Genomic DNA, 16,962 nt, shown 5'->3' with positions numbered 1-16,962 from the left:
GTACTCCACAGGGATCACAGGACGCCGCTGTATTTCCGCAGTTTTAGTTCAGCAATAGTCATCATTGCCCGGCACTACTGACCAAAAAAAACCCCCTTTGTTACCAAAGAGGGTTATTGAGCAATCCCGTCGGGATCAGATATCGATATTCGCAGCCTTCAGTGCGTTTTCTTCAATAAAGGCTCTGCGTGGCTCAACAGCATCCCCCATCAGGGTGGTAAACAGCTGATCTGCAGCAATGGCATCTTTTATGGTCACCCGCAACATACGGCGGCTGTCCGGATCCATAGTGGTTTCCCACAGCTGTTCCGGGTTCATTTCACCCAGCCCTTTATAGCGCTGTACCGACAAACCACGACGCGATTCTTTTACAAGCCATTCAACAGCCTGCTCAAAACTCGCCACTGGCTGACGACGTTCACCACGTTCAATAAAGGCATCTTCTTCGATCAGTCCGCGTAATTTCTCACCCAGCGCATTGATCTTCTGATACTCAGGGCCATCAATAAACTCAGCATCCAGCGCATAATCCGTATCGACACCATGTGTCCGGATACGTAACACCGGCTCAAAACGCTGATGCTCACGATTTTCACGGATCAATCCGCAATAGCTGCTGCCATGAACCTCACGCTCAGTCAGGTCACTCACCAGCCCGTCCAGCCATTGCTGAACCTCTGCCTGATCAGTTAAATCTTTTAACTCAGGACGATAAATCAGACGCTGTAACAGCGCGACCGGATAACGGCGGGACATACGTTTGATCATTTTCCCGGTACTGTTAAACATCGCAACCAGCTCTTCCAGGGAAGCACCACTCAGCGCAGGAGCACTGGCATTGGTATGCAGGGTCGCACCATCCAGCGCAATGGCTATCTGATACTGGTCCATCGCATCATCATCTTTGATGTACTGTTCCTGCTTACCTTTCTTCACCTTATATAACGGAGGTTGTGCAATAAACACATGACCGCGTTCAATGATCTCAGGCATCTGACGGTAGAAGAATGTCAGCAACAGGGTACGGATATGTGAACCATCAACATCCGCATCCGTCATGATAATGATGCTGTGATAACGTAATTTATCCGGATTATATTCATCGCGGCCAATACCACAGCCGAGGGCGGTGATCAGGGTCGCAACTTCCTGAGAAGAAAGCATTTTGTCAAAACGCGCTTTCTCCACATTCAGGATTTTACCTTTCAATGGCAAAATCGCCTGGTTCTTACGGTTACGTCCCTGCTTCGCAGAACCGCCCGCCGAGTCCCCTTCCACCAGGTAGACTTCGGAGAACGCAGGGTCACGTTCCTGACAATCAGCCAGTTTGCCGGGCAAGCCAGCCAGGTCCAGAGCACCCTTACGGCGTGTCATTTCACGGGCACGGCGTGCTGCTTCACGGGCACGGGCCGCATCAATAATTTTACCGACGACAATTTTCGCATCTGACGGGTTTTCCAGCAGATATTCTGCCAGTAACTCATTCATCTGCGACTCAACCGCCGATTTAACTTCCGAAGAGACCAGCTTGTCTTTGGTCTGTGACGAGAACTTAGGATCCGGAACCTTAACAGAAACCACAGCTATCAGACCTTCACGGGCATCGTCACCCGTGGCACTGACTTTCGCCTTTTTACTGTAACCTTCTTTATCCATGTAGGCATTCAGGGTACGGGTCATGGAGGCACGGAAACCAGCCAGGTGCGTACCGCCATCCCGCTGGGGAATGTTATTGGTAAAACAGTAAATATTTTCCTGGAAACCATCATTCCACTGTAATGCGACTTCCACACCAATACCGTCTTTTTCGGTACTGAAGTAAAAAACATTCGGGTGGATAGGTGTTTTATTTTTATTCAGATATTCCACAAAGGCTTTAATACCACCTTCGTAGTGATAATGATCGCTCTTGTCAGAACGTTTATCGATCAGCCGGATAGAAACTCCGGAGTTAAGGAACGATAACTCACGCAGGCGTTTGGCCAGGATGTCGTATTCAAAGTCGGTGACATTGGTGAAAGTCTGGTGGCTTGCCCAGAAACGAACCGACGTCCCGGTGCTGTCCGTTTCGCCGATAACGGCCAGAGGTGCGCCCGGGACACCGTGCAGATAGGTTTGCTGATGAACTTTACCATCACGACGAATGGTCAGTTCCAGTTTTTCCGATAAGGCGTTAACCACAGAAACGCCGACACCATGCAAACCGCCGGAGACTTTATAGGAGTTATCGTCAAATTTCCCCCCGGCATGCAGTACCGTCATAATGACTTCGGCAGCCGATACCCCTTCTTCAGGGTGAATACCGGTCGGAATACCGCGCCCGTCATCCTGAACAGAGACCGAGTTATCTGCATGAATAGTAACTATAATTTCTTTACAATGGCCCGCGAGTGCTTCGTCGATGGCGTTGTCCACAACCTCGAATACCATGTGATGCAAACCGGTGCCGTCATCCGTATCACCGATGTACATACCGGGGCGTTTGCGTACCGCATCAAGCCCTTTCAGGACTTTGATACTTGAGGAGTCATAAGAATTCGACATCAACGTTTCTCGCTCATTTTAATCTTCAGGTTGAACTGCTATTTTACCTTTTTCTACGCTGAACATCTTGCCCTTTTCATCATTCATGTCGATTACGTGGTCAACACTAATGGCGCTGACAAAAACCTGCGCTTTTGTCGATTTCAGGCGACTTGCCAGCAGATGACGACGCTGGTCATCAAGCTCCGAAGCAAAATCATCGATCAGGTAAATACAACGTCGTCCGCTTTGACGTGTCAGGTACTCTCCCTGCGCCAGGCGCAGGGCACACATTAATAATTTCAGCTGGCCGCGGGACAGCAAGTCTTCCACCGGTGTGCCCGCAGCGCGGATACGAAAATCCGCTTTATGCGGGCCGCTGGCCGTATAGGTCAGGGCCCGGTCACGTTCAAAATTACGTTCCAGTAATTCTGCATAATCCGTCTCTTTGTCCCAGCCACGCTGATAGGAAAAACTCAGCTCATATTCCGGCAAAAATTGCTGACAGGTGGCTTTAATCTCACGGGTAATTTCATCGCTATAAGCCTGTCGCCACTCACTGATTTGCTGTGTCACCGGGGCCAGTTCCTGATCCCACGGCCGTAGCTGGCGATAGCTGGTCACCTGACGCAGTGCTGCATTACGCTGTTTTATCAGCCGCCGCAGATCACTCCATGCGCTGTAAAACCCCGGGTAGTTATGAAAACAGCCCCAGTCAATATAGGCCCGCCGAAACTTAGGGCCACCGGTTAACAGGGTAAAACCCTCCGGGGTAATTAACTGCATTGGCAATAACTGGGCCAGTTCAGCCACCTTGTGTCCGTCGCTGCCATCGACCCGGACTTTACTCTCTCCGGCGCGGTCTTTACTGAGCCCGATACTGTGCTGATGATTTGCATCGTCAATCCGCCCATGCAGTACAAACGAAGGCTGGTCATGGCGGATCACACGTCCGGTCTGAGTACTACGAAATGCCCGTCCATGGCCCAGAGTATAGATAGCTTCCAGTACACTGGTTTTTCCGCTGCCATTAGGGCCGATCAGGAAGTTAACCCCTTCAGAGAGGCAGAGATCAGCCTGAGCGATATTGCGGAAATCTTTAATTATCAGGCGGGTAAGAGCCATAAATTCGTCCGGGGGCGAGAAAAACGTATTCAGGAAAGCCGTTTCCCTGCAGCAGATGGCGGCAGGGAAAACAAAAGATCAGAATGGCAGGCTACAGACGCATCGGCATAACCACATAAGCGGCATGCTGGCTGGCGACATCTTCAATTTGCACACTGGAAACCGAGTCAGTCAGCAGCAGCCTGACATTTTCACATTTCAGGGCATTGAGTACATCCAGCACATAGCTGACATTAAAACCAATTTCCAGCTCACTGCCCTGGTAACTGACATCCAGGATCTCTTCGGCTTCTTCCTGTTCCGGGTTATTTGCCGTAATACGCAGCTGATTTTCCGTAATAAACAGCCGGACACCTCTGAATTTCTCATTCGACAGGATAGCCGCACGGGCAAATGCCTGCCGCAGCAGATCACAACCGGCTTCCAGTGTTTTATCCGGATTTTTTGGCAGCACACGGCGGTAATCCGGGAAGCGTCCGTCCACCAGTTTGGAGGTAAAAATAAAGTCACCGACATGGGCTCGGATGTTACTGCTGCCAATTTGCAACTGTAACGGCGTGTCGCCGCCATCCAGCAATCGGACCAGTTCAACCACCCCTTTACGCGGTACAATCACCGAGTGATCGGGCAAAGACTGGCCCACCGGCATGGCACACACCGCAAGGCGGTGGCCATCGGTAGAGACAGTACGCAATTCCTCTCCGGCAGTTTCAAACAGCATACCGTTCAGATAATAGCGTACATCCTGGTGCGCCATCGAAAACTGGGTGGCTTCAATCAGTCGTTTCAGTGTCGCCTGTGGCAGAGTAAATTCCACCTCACTTTGCCAGTCATCGAGATTTGGAAAATCCGTCGCCGGCAAGGTCGATAATGAGAAACGGCTGCGTCCTGAACGTACCAGCATTCTGTCGTTTTCCAGAATAACGTGGATTTCAGCACCTTCCGGCAGGCCGCGACAGATGTCCAGAAACTTACGTGCCGGCACAGTCGTTTCACCAGCCTCATGAGGCTGGCTAAGAGCAACACGGGCTACCATCTCCATTTCGAGATCGGTACCGGTCAGAGACAACGCGCCATCGGTAACCTGCAACAACAGGTTGCCGAGAATAGGTAATGTCGGACGTCCCCCCAGGGGGCCGCTCACTTGTTGTAATGGTTTGAGCAACTGCTCTCTTTCTACAATAAATTTCATAGCGTCAGGAAGATAATGTTCTGATTAAATTGGAGAAATCTTCTTTTATATCGTGACTTTCTTCACGCAACTGCTCAATCTTACGGCAGGCATGCAACACTGTCGTATGGTCGCGGCCGCCGAAAGCATCACCGATTTCGGGCAGACTATGGTTGGTCAGTTCTTTTGCCATCGCCATTGCCATCTGCCGGGGTCTGGCCACCGAGCGTGAACGTCGTTTAGACAACAGATCAGCGACTTTAATTTTATAGTATTCTGCGACTGTTTTCTGAATATTATCGATAGTGACCAGTTTTTCCTGTAAAGCCAGTAAATCGCGCAGCGCTTCCCGGACAAAGTCGATGGTGATTGCCCGGCCGGTAAAATTGGCATTCGCAATCACACGGTTTAATGCCCCTTCCAGCTCACGGACGTTTGACCGTAAGCGTTTGGCAATAAAGAAAGCCACTTCCCCCGGCAGACGGATTTTATTCTCGTCCGCTTTTTTCATCAGGATGGCGACCCTGGTTTCCAGTTCAGGCGGCTCTATCGCCACTGTCAGGCCCCAGCCAAACCGTGATTTCAGACGATCTTCAACCCCGTTAATTTCTTTCGGGTAACGATCTGATGTCAGGATAATCTGCTGGTTACCTTCCAGAAGTGCATTAAAGGTATGGAAAAACTCTTCCTGGGAACGCTCTTTATTTGCAAAAAACTGGATATCATCAATTAACAGTGCATCAACCGAGCGATAATAGCGTTTAAACTCTTCTATCGCATTGTTCTGCAATGCTTTTACCATATCCTGAACAAAGCGTTCAGAATGCATATACACAATTTTTGCATTCGGTTTCCGGGCAATAATGCCGTTCCCCACCGCATGCAAAAGGTGCGTTTTACCTAATCCCGTCCCGCCATATAAAAATAGCGGGTTATAAGCACCGCCCGGATTATCTGCGACCTGACGCGCGGCAGCACGGGCAAGCTGGTTCGATTTACCTTCGACAAAATTATCAAAATTATGCCGGCTGTTAACATTCGAACGATAAGCCACTTCTACCGGCGCGGGCACATTGTCCCAGCTCGGACGACCGTTATTCGGACTAACGGGCGGGCGAGCTGGCGGAACAGGCTGTGAAATATGCGGCGGTGCAACAGTACTCACTGCAGGTGCTGCCGCAGGTGCCGCCGCAGGTCTGGCACCCACTTCAAAACGTAGCTGTGGAATGTCAGCACCACAAAACTCATTCAGCAAGGCATTAATACTATTGATGTATTTATCACGCACCCAGTCGAGTACAAAGCGGTTTGGTGCGTACAGAGCCAGAGTATTGTCGTTTAATTCAGCCTGCAGCGGGCGGATCCACATACTGAATTCAGTGGCAGGTAATTCATCCTGCAAACGGGTAAGGCACTGTTGCCAAAGCGTAAGTGACACGGCGGACTCCACTGGTACAAAAATAAGACAAGAAACGGTGCTAATCTTTTGAAAACACTAATTATTGATACAGACGGAGAAATCGCCTGCTGCAACGATCTGCAAATCATTCTCGCCGGAAGACCCTGAAGGATCATCAGCGGAACGACGGATCATAGCGCAAAGCGGACAAGAGATCCTCCTTTTCTACACTGATTTTACCCATTTTATCCACAGGATTTCAGAATGACAGCGATGAGGTCACGCTCTGTACTCCCGGGTGCCGGAAATCTATTACAGATCTCATCTTTTCACTGGCGTGACTTCCTTACCGCCACTTTTTTTCTGCCGATCACCAGATGATCCGGAAGGATCCTTGCTCTTTATAAGGAAGCCCGTATAATTCTCAGCCTGTTTGTCCGCCAGTCTCCGGACTCCGGGGATTGTGACCAGGCAAACAGGCCGTTACCCAGTATAAAGGTGGCATTATTAGCCGAAGTAAATTGACTCAGGACTGTACAGTTATTACAATCCCGCCTCTTTAATTAAAATACACTGAGGCGTCGGTCGGTTTACTGACTCTGCTACGCGTCACCAAGTGAACATTCTCAAGTTTAGGTAGAAATCGCCATGAAACGCACTTTTCAACCGTCTGTACTGAAGCGCAACCGTTCTCACGGCTTCCGTGCTCGTATGGCTACTAAAAATGGTCGTCAGGTTCTGGCACGTCGTCGTGCTAAAGGCCGTGCTCGTCTGACCGTTTCTAAGTAATAAAGCGAACCCTGGTGGGTAAGCTCGCATTTCCCAGGGAGTTACGTTTGTTAACTCCCAATCATTTCACTTTCGTCTTCCAGCAGCCACAACGAGCTGGCACGCCGCAATTGACTATTCTCGGCCGCCAGAATTCGCTGGGGCATCCCCGCATCGGTCTTACTGTCGCTAAGAAACACGTAAAACGCGCCCATGAACGTAACCGGATTAAACGTTTAACCCGGGAAAGTTTTCGTTTGCGCCAGCACGAGCTTCCGGCGATGGATTTTGTCATCGTTGCAAAAAAAGGGATTGCCGACCTGGATAACCATACTTTGACGGAAGTGTTGGAGAAACTATGGCGTCGTCATTGTCGCCTGGCACGCGGCTCCTGATTGTTCTGATCCGCGTTTACCAACGGGCAATAAGTCCCCTGCTGGGGCCTCATTGCCGTTTCAATCCAACCTGTTCCCATTACGGGATCGAAGCCTTACGTCGTTTCGGGGTGATAAAAGGGTGTTGGTTGACGGTGAAACGCGTATTAAAATGCCATCCGTTACACGCGGGTGGTGACGATCCTGTGCCGCCAAAAAACACTGATACCAGAGAAAACTAACGATGGATTCGCAACGCAATCTTTTTTTCATCGCTTTTCTGTTCGTGTCTTTTATGATCTGGCAAGCCTGGCAGACGGACCACAATCCACAGCCACAGCAAACCCGGACCACTCAGAATACGAACAATACCGCAAGCGATGCCGCAAACCAGGGCGTTCCGGCCAGTGGTCAGGGCAAAACGATTACTGTTAGAACAGACGTCTTGTCTGTTGAAATTAATACCCGTGGCGGTGATGTAGAGCAGGCCCAGTTACTCACTTACCCGAAGACGCTCGGGTCAACCCAGCCTTTCCAGCTGCTGGAAACCTCACCTGACTTTATGTACCAGGCGCAAAGTGGTTTAACCGGCCGTAACGGTCCGGATAACCCTGCCAATGGTGCCCGCCCGCTGTATACCACCACTCAGGACAGCTACCAGATGGCTGACGGTCAGACCGAACTTCGTGTTCCCCTGACCTGGACCGGTGAGAACGGTGTGGTATACACCAAGACGTTTGTCTTCAAACGGGGTGGTTATGCGGTTGATGTTGACTACCATATTGATAACAGCTCGGCACAGCCGCTGGAAGTTTCAATGTTTGGTCAGCTGAAGCAGACAATCACCCTGCCTAAAGCCCGCGATACCGGCAGCAATAACTTTGCACTACATACTTTCCGTGGTGCGGCCTACTCCACCAGCAATGAAAAGTATGAAAAATATAAATTTGATACTATTGCTGATAATGAGAACCTGAATACCAGTACCGATAATGGCTGGGTGGCTATGCTGCAGCAGTATTTCGCTACCGCATGGGTTCCGCGGACATCTGGCAGCAACACCCTGTATACCAGTAATCTGGGTAACGGTCTGGCGGCTATCGGTTACAAATCATCGCCGGTCACTATTGCCGCCGGTGCACAACAGGACCTGAATGCGACCCTGTGGGTTGGCCCGGAAATTCAGGATCAGATGGCTGCCGTTTCCCCGCACCTCGACTTAACTGTGGATTATGGCTGGTTGTGGTTTATCTCTCAGCCACTGTTTAAGCTGCTGAAATTTATCCACAGCTTTATCGGTAACTGGGGCTTCTCAATTATCGTTATCACCTTTATTGTCCGCGGTATCATGTACCCGCTGACTCGTGCGCAATACACCTCAATGGCGAAAATGCGCATGCTGCAACCAAAAATCCAGGCAATGCGTGAGCGTCTGGGTGAAGATAAGCAGCGTATGAGTCAGGAAATGATGGCGCTGTATAAAGAAGAAAAAGTGAACCCGCTCGGCGGCTGTCTGCCTCTGGTTATCCAGATGCCAATCTTCCTGGCCCTGTACTACATGCTGATGGGCTCGGTTGAATTGCGTCAGGCTCCGTTTATCCTGTGGATCCACGACCTGTCAGTACAGGACCCGTACTACATCCTGCCGGTACTGATGGGTGTAACCATGTTCTTCATTCAGAAGATGTCTCCGACCACGGTGACCGACCCAATGCAGCAGAAGATTATGACCTTTATGCCGGTCATCTTTACCGTCTTCTTCCTGTGGTTCCCGTCAGGTCTGGTGCTGTACTATATCGTCAGTAACCTGGTCACGATTATTCAGCAGCAGCTGATTTATCGCGGCCTGGAAAAACGCGGATTACACAGCCGTAAGAAAAAAGCCTGATAACCTGTCACGCCAGCCACCGGCGGCGTGATCATTAACGGCACTCAGGATATGATAAGGCGGTCTTCTGACCGCCTTTTTTTATTGGTAAAAGAGAGAACAGCTATGAGCCACAGCGATACTATCGTCGCCCAGGCAACACCTCCTGGCCGCGGCGGAGTCGGTATATTACGTATTTCGGGGCCGAAAGCCGCAGAAGTTGCACAACAGATTTTAGGCAAACTGCCCAAAGCACGTTATGCCGACTACCTGCCCTTTATGGACGCCAATGGCACTGTACTGGATCAGGGGATTGCTCTGTGGTTCCCCGGCCCGAACTCTTTTACCGGAGAAGATGTACTCGAGTTACAGGGGCATGGCGGCCCGGTGATCCTCGACCTGTTACTGAAACGGGTTATTGCCTTACCGGGACTGCGGATTGCGAGGCCGGGCGAATTTTCGGAACGCGCATTTCTCAATGATAAACTGGACCTTGCCCAGGCCGAAGCGATTGCCGATTTAATTGATGCCAGTTCAGAACAGGCCGCGCGTTCTGCCGTTAACTCATTGCAGGGTGTTTTCTCTCAGCGGGTCAGCCATCTGGTGGAGGCCCTGACTCATCTGCGTATTTACGTCGAGGCTGCCATCGACTTCCCTGACGAAGAGATTGATTTCCTGTCGGACGGAAAAATTGAGGCGCAGCTTAATCAGGTTATGCAGGATCTGGAAAACGTCCGTACCGAAGCGCGGCAAGGCAGCTTATTGCGCGAAGGAATGAAGGTGGTGATTGCCGGGCGGCCAAATGCCGGAAAATCCAGTCTGCTCAATGCACTGGCGGGAAGAGAAGCCGCTATCGTCACGGATATCGCCGGTACTACCCGTGATGTCCTGCGCGAACATATTCATATTGATGGCATGCCGTTGCATATCATTGATACTGCCGGGTTACGTGAATCCAGTGATGAAGTGGAGCGGATAGGGATTGAGCGCGCATGGCAGGAAATCTCCGCCGCCGACCATGTATTGTTTATGGTCGATGGCACCACCACCCGCGCCACAGACCCGCAGCAAATCTGGCCGGACTTTATCGCGCGGCTGCCACCCGCCCTGCCGGTAACCGTTATCCGTAATAAGGCTGATGTGACCAGTGAGGCTCTCGGGGCAGAACAACAAGGGGATAATACCGTGATCCGCCTGTCGGCGCGCACCGGCGCAGGTATTGATCTGCTGCGCGAACATCTGAAACAGAGTATGGGCTTTTCCGGAAATATTGAAGGCGGGTTTATCGCCAGACGCCGCCACCTGGAAGCACTGGAAGCTGCCAGCAGTCACCTGCTTCAGGGCCAGTACCAGTTACTCGGTGCCCGGGCCGGCGAACTGCTGGCAGAAGAATTACGTCTTGCGCAGCAGTCACTCAGCGAAATTACCGGAGAGTTCACCGCCGATGATCTGCTGGGACGTATTTTCTCCAGCTTCTGTATCGGCAAATAAAACAGCAAAACGCATCGGTTCAGAACACACCTGTGATATCACAGTTCTGACTGCGCTTCCGCCCTGCCTGCATCGCAAATATCTCCCGGGGGGTTCCCCCCGGTGTCCGGTATACCGATTAAAGGGGCCTCTGCCCCGACAGAACCAGCCTGCTCTGACCATAACCTGACATACGACGGGTAAACCCGTAGTATAAGTGTTTATCTGTGCCCCTCCGGACGGTCCGGAGAGAACGTGACATGAGTATTCCGTAAATGAGTAAGCTGACCCCTCTGCAAACAAAAGTCGCCGGACAGATCCTTGAGTCGATCGCCTGCGGAGATTTCCCGCCAGGCAGCCACATAAAAGAGATCGAACTGGCGCAGCATTTCGGTGTGTCCCGATCACCGATCCGCGGGGCTCTGTTTTATCTGGCCGGTCAACAGATCCTGACGGCAGAGAAACACTGTGGCTTTACTGTAGCAACGGCCTGTAGTGAGGCTTTGCAGAACACGCTGGCCGGACTGCGGGTTGCAGAAGACGATCTCTACCGTCTTATTATTGACGACCATCTGAATCAGACACTGCCCGGGCACATAAATGAGAGTGACCTGCTGCGCCGTTATCAGTGCAGCAAGAGTATCCTGCGGCGCTGCCTGCAGCGCCTGACAGAAGAAGGAATTATACAGCGAAAACATGGTCATGGCTGGGTGATGATGCCGACGCTGGCAAGCGCAGAGCAGCGGCTGGAAAGTTACCGGTTTCGTATGCTACTGGAACCGGCAGCCCTGATGGAACCCGGATTTTGTGTGGTTCCAGAACAGCTCCGGCAATGCCGTGATAATCAGCTGGCACTGCTCAATGGCGTACCGGACAGTCAACATTTTATTGAAAGTAATGCACGGTTCCATGAATTACTGGCCGCCTGGTCAGGCAACCGTTTTATCCTGCATAGCATTCAGCAGCAAAACCGTCTGCGGCGTCTGACAGAGACACATACTATTAATAATCTCCGGCGGGTCAAAGTGTCCTGTCAGGAGCATTTAGCAATACTGGATGCCCTGGCAGAGGGTGATAATCAACAGGCTTCGGCCCTGTTATATCGTCATCTGCAGGTCGCCAGTCAGCTGGGAGTGGCCCGCCGTAAATCCTGACCGGCAAGTAGCTCAGCCACCTTACTCGTTGCTTAGCGGCCGGGAAAACAGATTACCCCTGAGTGCGTGGTGATTTAACCGACGCACCGGCTTCCGCACCCACCGACATCAGTGCACCTGCATTCAGCAGCCCGCCAACGGCCTGAGCAAGATCGGCTGGCATGGCGATAACTTTAGCATTATCACTTTTTGATAACTCACTCAGGGTCTGTACATAGTTATTAGCCAGCTGAAATGACATCGCCTGATGTCCGCCGCTGGCATTCAGTGCAGCCGCTAGCTGGTCGGTGGCTTTCTTCTGACCGCTGGCGAGGGTTTCTATCGCTTCCGCTTCACGCCGGGAGGCCTCCAGTCTGGCTTCCGCATCCAGGATCATCGCCTGTTTTTTCCCTTCAGCTTCACGGATCGCTGCATTCTTGTTCCCCTCAGCACGGGTTTCAGTCGCTTTACGTTCCCGTTCTGCTGCTGCCTGTTGCTCCATCGATTTACGCATAGAATCAGAGGGCGTGATATCCTGAATATCCACCGTTCTCAGGATCAGCCCCCAGTCATTCATCTGCTCTTCCATGTTGGCCCGCAGGGTAATCGCCAACTGGTCACGGTTAGACAGGGTATCATCCAGGTTCATCCCCCCGACAGCATTACGAATAGTGGTCATCACCAGATTCTGTACCGCCGCACTATAGCTATCCACGCCGTAAGCCGCCTTGTTAGGATCGGCTATCCGGACAAAGCAAATCGCATTGACCCCGACAGTGGCATTGTCTTTGGTGATCCCTTCAATACCTTTCACCTCAAACATCTGGTCTTTGGCCGACATTTTATAAGCCACCACATCAATAAACGGGATTAAAATATTCAGTCCCGGATTGAGGGTACTGTGATATTTCCCCAGTCGCTCGACAATCCACTGGTCAGCCTGCGGAACAATACGCACACATTTAAAAAACGTCACTGCCAGTAACACAATTACTAAGCCTAACGCCATCAGTCCCGGTGACATAAGGTCTCCTCCTTAAAGGTGAACAGAACAATTATACAAGGTCAACTTTCACTACACCGTCACCCGCCATCGCAATCACTTTTACCCGTGTCTGCCTGGGTAACGCCCTGTCGCTGATACAAGGCCACTCCTGACGTCCCTGTACCGGTTTACTCAGCAACAGAATACCCTGCTGTCCCGGGGTCAGCGCGCAGGCCAGTATACCTTGCTGACCGGTCAGTGGTTCAGCGAGCCAGGGCTCAGGTTTACTGCGTATCCAGCGCACCCATACCCAGGCACAGAGAACCGACGCCACTATCCAGACCAGCAACTGCCCGGCCACCGGGAAGTCCGGCAGAAAAAGGACCAGCATGGCCGGAATCAGGGCAGCAATAGCCATCCACAGGCCGAAAAAGGTGGTGGTAAATATCTCAACCAGCGCAAAAATAGCAGCAATCGCGATCCAGAACCAAAACACTCCGCTAATTTCCATCGGTGCTCCTTTGTCCGATCAGTACTGCCGGTTAATTTCCCCTGAAATACTCATCATGTTACCGGCAGCCATCATTGTGGCTGAAATTCAGACAGAATACAGAACCAATAGCATATTATGAAAAATTAAAACACCCGCCAGCAGTACGGGATAGCCAGTCTCCGGGGCTGAGGGAAAGACACTGTCGTCAGAGACGACAGTGTCAGGTGTACCGGCCGGTCAGCGTAATTCGATGACCCGGTCGGCAGAGGCAATAGTTGAAGGGCGGTGGGCAATAAAAATTCGGGTAATTTTAAGCTGGCTGATGGCGGCATTAACCCTGGCTTCATTATCCAGATCCAGATGACTGGTGGCTTCATCCAGGAACAGAATCGCGGGACGATGATAGAGCGCGCGGGCAATCAGCAGCCGCTGTTTTTGCCCTCCGGATAAACTGCCGCCCAGTTCAGAAACCAGTGTTTCGTAACCCATCGGCATCTGCATAATCTCGTCATGAATATGACTGTTTCTGGCGCAGTCAGTCACCCACTGCATATCTTTTTGTTCACTGAATCCGGAAATATTTTCGGCGATCGACCCGGCAAACAATTTATCTTCCTGCAACACACAGGCAATCCCCTGCCGGTAGTTATTAATTCCTGCCCCGGCAATATCAATGCCGTTACACAGGATCGAACCACTGTCCGGGGCTAACAGGCCACTCATCACCTTCATTAAGGTGGTTTTCCCGGCCCCTGAAGGCCCGGTAATGGCCACACTTTCCCCCGCATCGACCCTTATATTTATGTCCGAAAAGATTGGCCGGCTGAGTTTGTCATACTGATAACTCAGGTCGCGAACCTGTAAACCGGCTGCTTTATCCGGCTGACAGAGACTTCTGGCGGGCTGAAATGCTTCCGGCTCATGCAATACAATATCGGCAATCCTGTCGTTATGCAGTGCCAGCATACGCAGTTGTAATAGCATATCGATCAGCGATGACGCCCGTTCTGAGAACTGACCACGGTAAGCATTAAAAGCTACGAACATGCCGACTGTCATATTGCCGTCAATCACCATTGAAGCTCCCAGCCACAGAATGACGACCTGATCGACCGTCGAGATCAGCGAGTTAACCCCGCCAAACAACATATCCAGCCGGCTCATACGGATTCCAGCATTGGTGGTATCAATATTCAGGTTAAGCCAGTACTGGGAACGGGTGCCTGACAGGCCCAGCACCTTCAGGGTGCTGATACCGTACAAGGTTTCCATAAAATGAGAACTGGCACGGGCTCCTTTCACAATATGCTCTTCCTGCGCCTGGCGGTAGCGCTGGTAAGTCGTTAAGCGCAGCAGCATATACAACAGGGTGAACCCCAGCACGACAAAAATCAGCCAGCCACCATACAGATACATCATCACCAGCACGCTGACAGAAACAATAATATCAATAATGCCGTTCACCAGGCTGCTGGTCAGGGTACCGCGGATAGTATCCAGTGACGCAAAACGGGACTGAATATCACCGGCTTTGCGTTTTTCAAAATAGACCAGCGGCAGGCGGAGCAGATGATCCATCAGGCCGGTTTTCCACTGAATATCAATCAGTGACTGCATCACCAGTGATGTCCAGGAACGCAGCATACTGATAAAAGTGCGGAACAGAATAAAGGTCAGCAGTCCCAGACAAATCAGGCTCAGCAGATCATGGTCACGGGCAATCAGCACATGGTCCATAACCAGCTGGGTACCGACCGGAATAAGAATGTTAACCGCCTCAACGACCAGCGACAGACAAAAGATTTTAATCAGAAAGCCCGGCAGGCCTGAGATATTCCGCATCATTGACCACAGGCTGAGGCGGGAGCGGGCTTTCAGCGGGATAAACTCGTTATCCGGCCAGATTTCGAGGGCAATACCCGAGAAATGTTGTGACATTTCACGCATCCCAATAATCCGGCGACCAAGGGCCGGATCATGGATAATAAACCGTGAACGCCGGACTGCGACCAGTACCACAAAATGGTTCATATCCCAGTGCAGCAGACAGGGCCTTTTCAGCTGATTTATTTCATCCAGATCCAGGGACAAAGGGCGTGTCTTCATTGCCAGTTGCCCGGCAATATGCATCAGGGTGGTCAGTGTCGCCCCATGAGATGAAACACCAAAACGGCGACGCAGGTTTAACAGGTCAATGTCCATCCCGAAATAGCGACATACCATCGTCAGGCAGGCCAGCCCGCATTCAGCGGCTTCGGTCTGTAAGATGGCGGGCACCCGCCGCCACAGGCTAAAGTTCACCCGACGGCTTATTTGCTCAAAAAAAGAGGCATTCATCAGACCGGCCCTCCGAGGCTACGCCGGATATCGTAATAAGGCGACAGGATCCATTGATATAAGGGCCGGCGCTCCAGAAACAGGGTGGCCTGAGCCTTCATACCATTTGACCAGTTCATTGATTCTCCACGGAACCTGAAGCTGTCGGCCGCCAGTTCAATAATCGTTTTATAGTAAGCCTGGCCTGCACCATTATTCACCGCAGGTGCAATGCTGCTGTACATCATCAGCTCTTTCGCACTGGCGGGGATCCGTGATACAGATTTAATCCTGCCAGGAAACTGACCAAATTTCTGGAAAGGATAAGCGTCATAGCGCAGGTTAACCGCATCTCCCGGGGACACATAAGGCACACTGCTGTCCGGCAGCCACAACACCAGCAAAAACTGTGGACGCCCTCCCGGCATCAGTTGTGCCAGGCTATCGCCGGCGGCCACCATCTGCCCGGCCGTATACACCATATTTTCGATATTACCCTCTTCAGGCGCGGTAATAATCAGCGTACCACTGGCATTCACCTCAGCCAGCTCGCGCTGTAACTCACTGCGTTTTAACGCATATTCTGCTGCTTTATTATCAAAGTCGGCTGACTGGGTAGCAATCTCAGTCTCCAGACTGATAACCTGCAGCCCTTCCTGGATCAGCTGAGTATTCAGGCTTTGCCACGAGGATTGCTGCTGATAAAACAGATAACGCTGATTATTAAACTGCTCTTTATTAATCAGACCTTTACGTAAGTAATCGTCATAATTACCCATGCTTTTCTGCATATCCTGTAGCCCGCGTCCGGCACTGCTGATCAATTCCTGTGACTTTTTATAAGCCTGCCGGTATTGGGCCAGTTGCTGTTGCAGGCTGTTTAATGACGATTGTTTATTTTGTTCTGTTTTTTCAATGATCTGTTCTATCAGAGTCAGCTGATAATTAATGGCTTCTGCCCCGCGAGCACTGACATTACCGCTACTGGTGGTCCGGCTGACATCAATCTCATACAGAGGCTCACCTTTGTTAACCCGTTGTCCGGTCTGCAGAAATGTCCTGGTCACCACGCCCTGCTGCGGCGCATATATAGTGATTGCCTGTTGCAGGGAAATAATTTCCCCGTCAACGTTAATTCGCCGGGTATATTGTCCGAAGATAATACCGGCCATAATTATTAAAAAGAACAACCCGGATAAAATAGCGACCAGCCATGAGGGACAGGACGAAATTAACAATGCCTTCCCCAGCCATTGATTTTTAATATTATCCAGCGCTTCCTTTCTGAAAATAGATTTACCTTCCATGACAGATAACCATGTAAATTGCTATGTATAA

At 51.1% G+C, this 16,962-nt stretch carries 14 protein-coding genes; 6 read left to right on the top strand and 8 right to left on the bottom strand.

The window, feature by feature from the left end:
* Nucleotides 1-135: 135 nt before the first annotated feature.
* From gyrB to dnaA, 4 genes are all read right to left on the bottom strand, one after another.
* Nucleotides 136-2,544, bottom strand: a complete 2,409-nt coding sequence (gyrB, locus tag JK211_RS03665) for a DNA topoisomerase (ATP-hydrolyzing) subunit B (RefSeq protein WP_212707323.1) — start codon at nt 2,542-2,544, stop codon at nt 136-138.
* A gap of 18 nt (nt 2,545-2,562) precedes the next feature.
* The gene (gene recF, locus JK211_RS03660) at nt 2,563-3,648 is read right to left on the bottom strand and encodes a DNA replication/repair protein RecF (RefSeq protein ID WP_212707322.1); all 1,086 of its coding nucleotides are present in this window, start codon (nt 3,646-3,648) and stop codon (nt 2,563-2,565) included.
* Between the two features lie 91 nt (nt 3,649-3,739).
* Nucleotides 3,740-4,840, bottom strand: coding sequence for a DNA polymerase III subunit beta (gene dnaN / locus JK211_RS03655; protein WP_212707321.1), 1,101 nt, complete (start codon nt 4,838-4,840; stop codon nt 3,740-3,742).
* A 4-nt stretch (nt 4,841-4,844) separates the two neighbouring features.
* Nucleotides 4,845-6,257, bottom strand: a complete 1,413-nt coding sequence (gene dnaA / locus JK211_RS03650) for a chromosomal replication initiator protein DnaA (RefSeq protein ID WP_212707320.1) — start codon at nt 6,255-6,257, stop codon at nt 4,845-4,847.
* Between the two features lie 609 nt (nt 6,258-6,866).
* Between dnaA and rpmH the strand changes: the two genes are divergently transcribed.
* From rpmH to JK211_RS03620, 6 genes are all read left to right on the top strand, one after another.
* Nucleotides 6,867-7,007: a 50S ribosomal protein L34 gene (gene rpmH, locus JK211_RS03645; RefSeq protein WP_000831330.1), complete on the top strand. Its 141-nt coding sequence runs from the start codon at nt 6,867-6,869 to the stop codon at nt 7,005-7,007.
* Nucleotides 7,008-7,021: 14 nt separating this feature from the next.
* Nucleotides 7,022-7,381, top strand: coding sequence for a ribonuclease P protein component (gene rnpA, locus JK211_RS03640; RefSeq protein WP_212707319.1), 360 nt, complete (start codon nt 7,022-7,024; stop codon nt 7,379-7,381).
* A complete protein-coding gene (gene yidD, locus JK211_RS03635) occupies nt 7,345-7,602 on the top strand; it encodes a membrane protein insertion efficiency factor YidD (protein WP_212707318.1) in 258 nt (85 codons plus the stop codon). The genes rnpA and yidD overlap by 37 nt, the downstream gene beginning before the upstream one ends.
* Nucleotides 7,603-7,604: 2 nt before the next feature.
* A complete protein-coding gene (gene yidC / locus JK211_RS03630; protein WP_212707317.1) occupies nt 7,605-9,248 on the top strand; it encodes a membrane protein insertase YidC in 1,644 nt (547 codons plus the stop codon).
* 105 nt (nt 9,249-9,353) lie between these two features.
* Nucleotides 9,354-10,718: a tRNA uridine-5-carboxymethylaminomethyl(34) synthesis GTPase MnmE gene (gene mnmE / locus JK211_RS03625; RefSeq protein ID WP_212707316.1), complete on the top strand. Its 1,365-nt coding sequence runs from the start codon at nt 9,354-9,356 to the stop codon at nt 10,716-10,718.
* Between the two features lie 254 nt (nt 10,719-10,972).
* Nucleotides 10,973-11,851 carry a GntR family transcriptional regulator gene (locus JK211_RS03620; RefSeq protein ID WP_212707315.1) on the top strand — a complete coding sequence of 293 codons (879 nt, stop codon included), beginning with the start codon at nt 10,973-10,975 and terminating at the stop codon, nt 11,849-11,851.
* A 52-nt stretch (nt 11,852-11,903) separates the two neighbouring features.
* Here the strand turns inward: JK211_RS03620 and JK211_RS03615 are convergent, their stop codons facing one another.
* The 4 genes from JK211_RS03615 to JK211_RS03600 form a co-directional block, all read right to left on the bottom strand.
* Entirely contained in the window at nt 11,904-12,854 is a 951-nt protein-coding gene (locus JK211_RS03615; protein ID WP_212707314.1) for an SPFH domain-containing protein, read from the bottom strand.
* A 31-nt stretch (nt 12,855-12,885) separates the two neighbouring features.
* Nucleotides 12,886-13,326 (bottom strand): NfeD family protein, encoded by a 441-nt coding sequence (locus tag JK211_RS03610; protein ID WP_212707313.1) that lies wholly within the window; start codon nt 13,324-13,326, stop codon nt 12,886-12,888.
* A 219-nt stretch (nt 13,327-13,545) separates the two neighbouring features.
* Nucleotides 13,546-15,645, bottom strand: coding sequence for a peptidase domain-containing ABC transporter (locus JK211_RS03605; RefSeq protein ID WP_212707312.1), 2,100 nt, complete (start codon nt 15,643-15,645; stop codon nt 13,546-13,548).
* A complete protein-coding gene (locus tag JK211_RS03600) occupies nt 15,645-16,931 on the bottom strand; it encodes an HlyD family secretion protein (protein WP_212707311.1) in 1,287 nt (428 codons plus the stop codon). The genes JK211_RS03605 and JK211_RS03600 overlap by 1 nt, the downstream gene beginning before the upstream one ends.
* Between the last annotated feature and the right edge of the window lie 31 nt (nt 16,932-16,962).

Source organism: Tatumella sp. JGM130 (assembly GCF_018257525.1).
GTDB classification, from domain to species: domain Bacteria; phylum Pseudomonadota; class Gammaproteobacteria; order Enterobacterales; family Enterobacteriaceae; genus Tatumella; species Tatumella punctata.
Note: the sequence above shows the minus strand (reverse complement) of the source record. Positions and strands in the feature narration are given on the sequence as shown.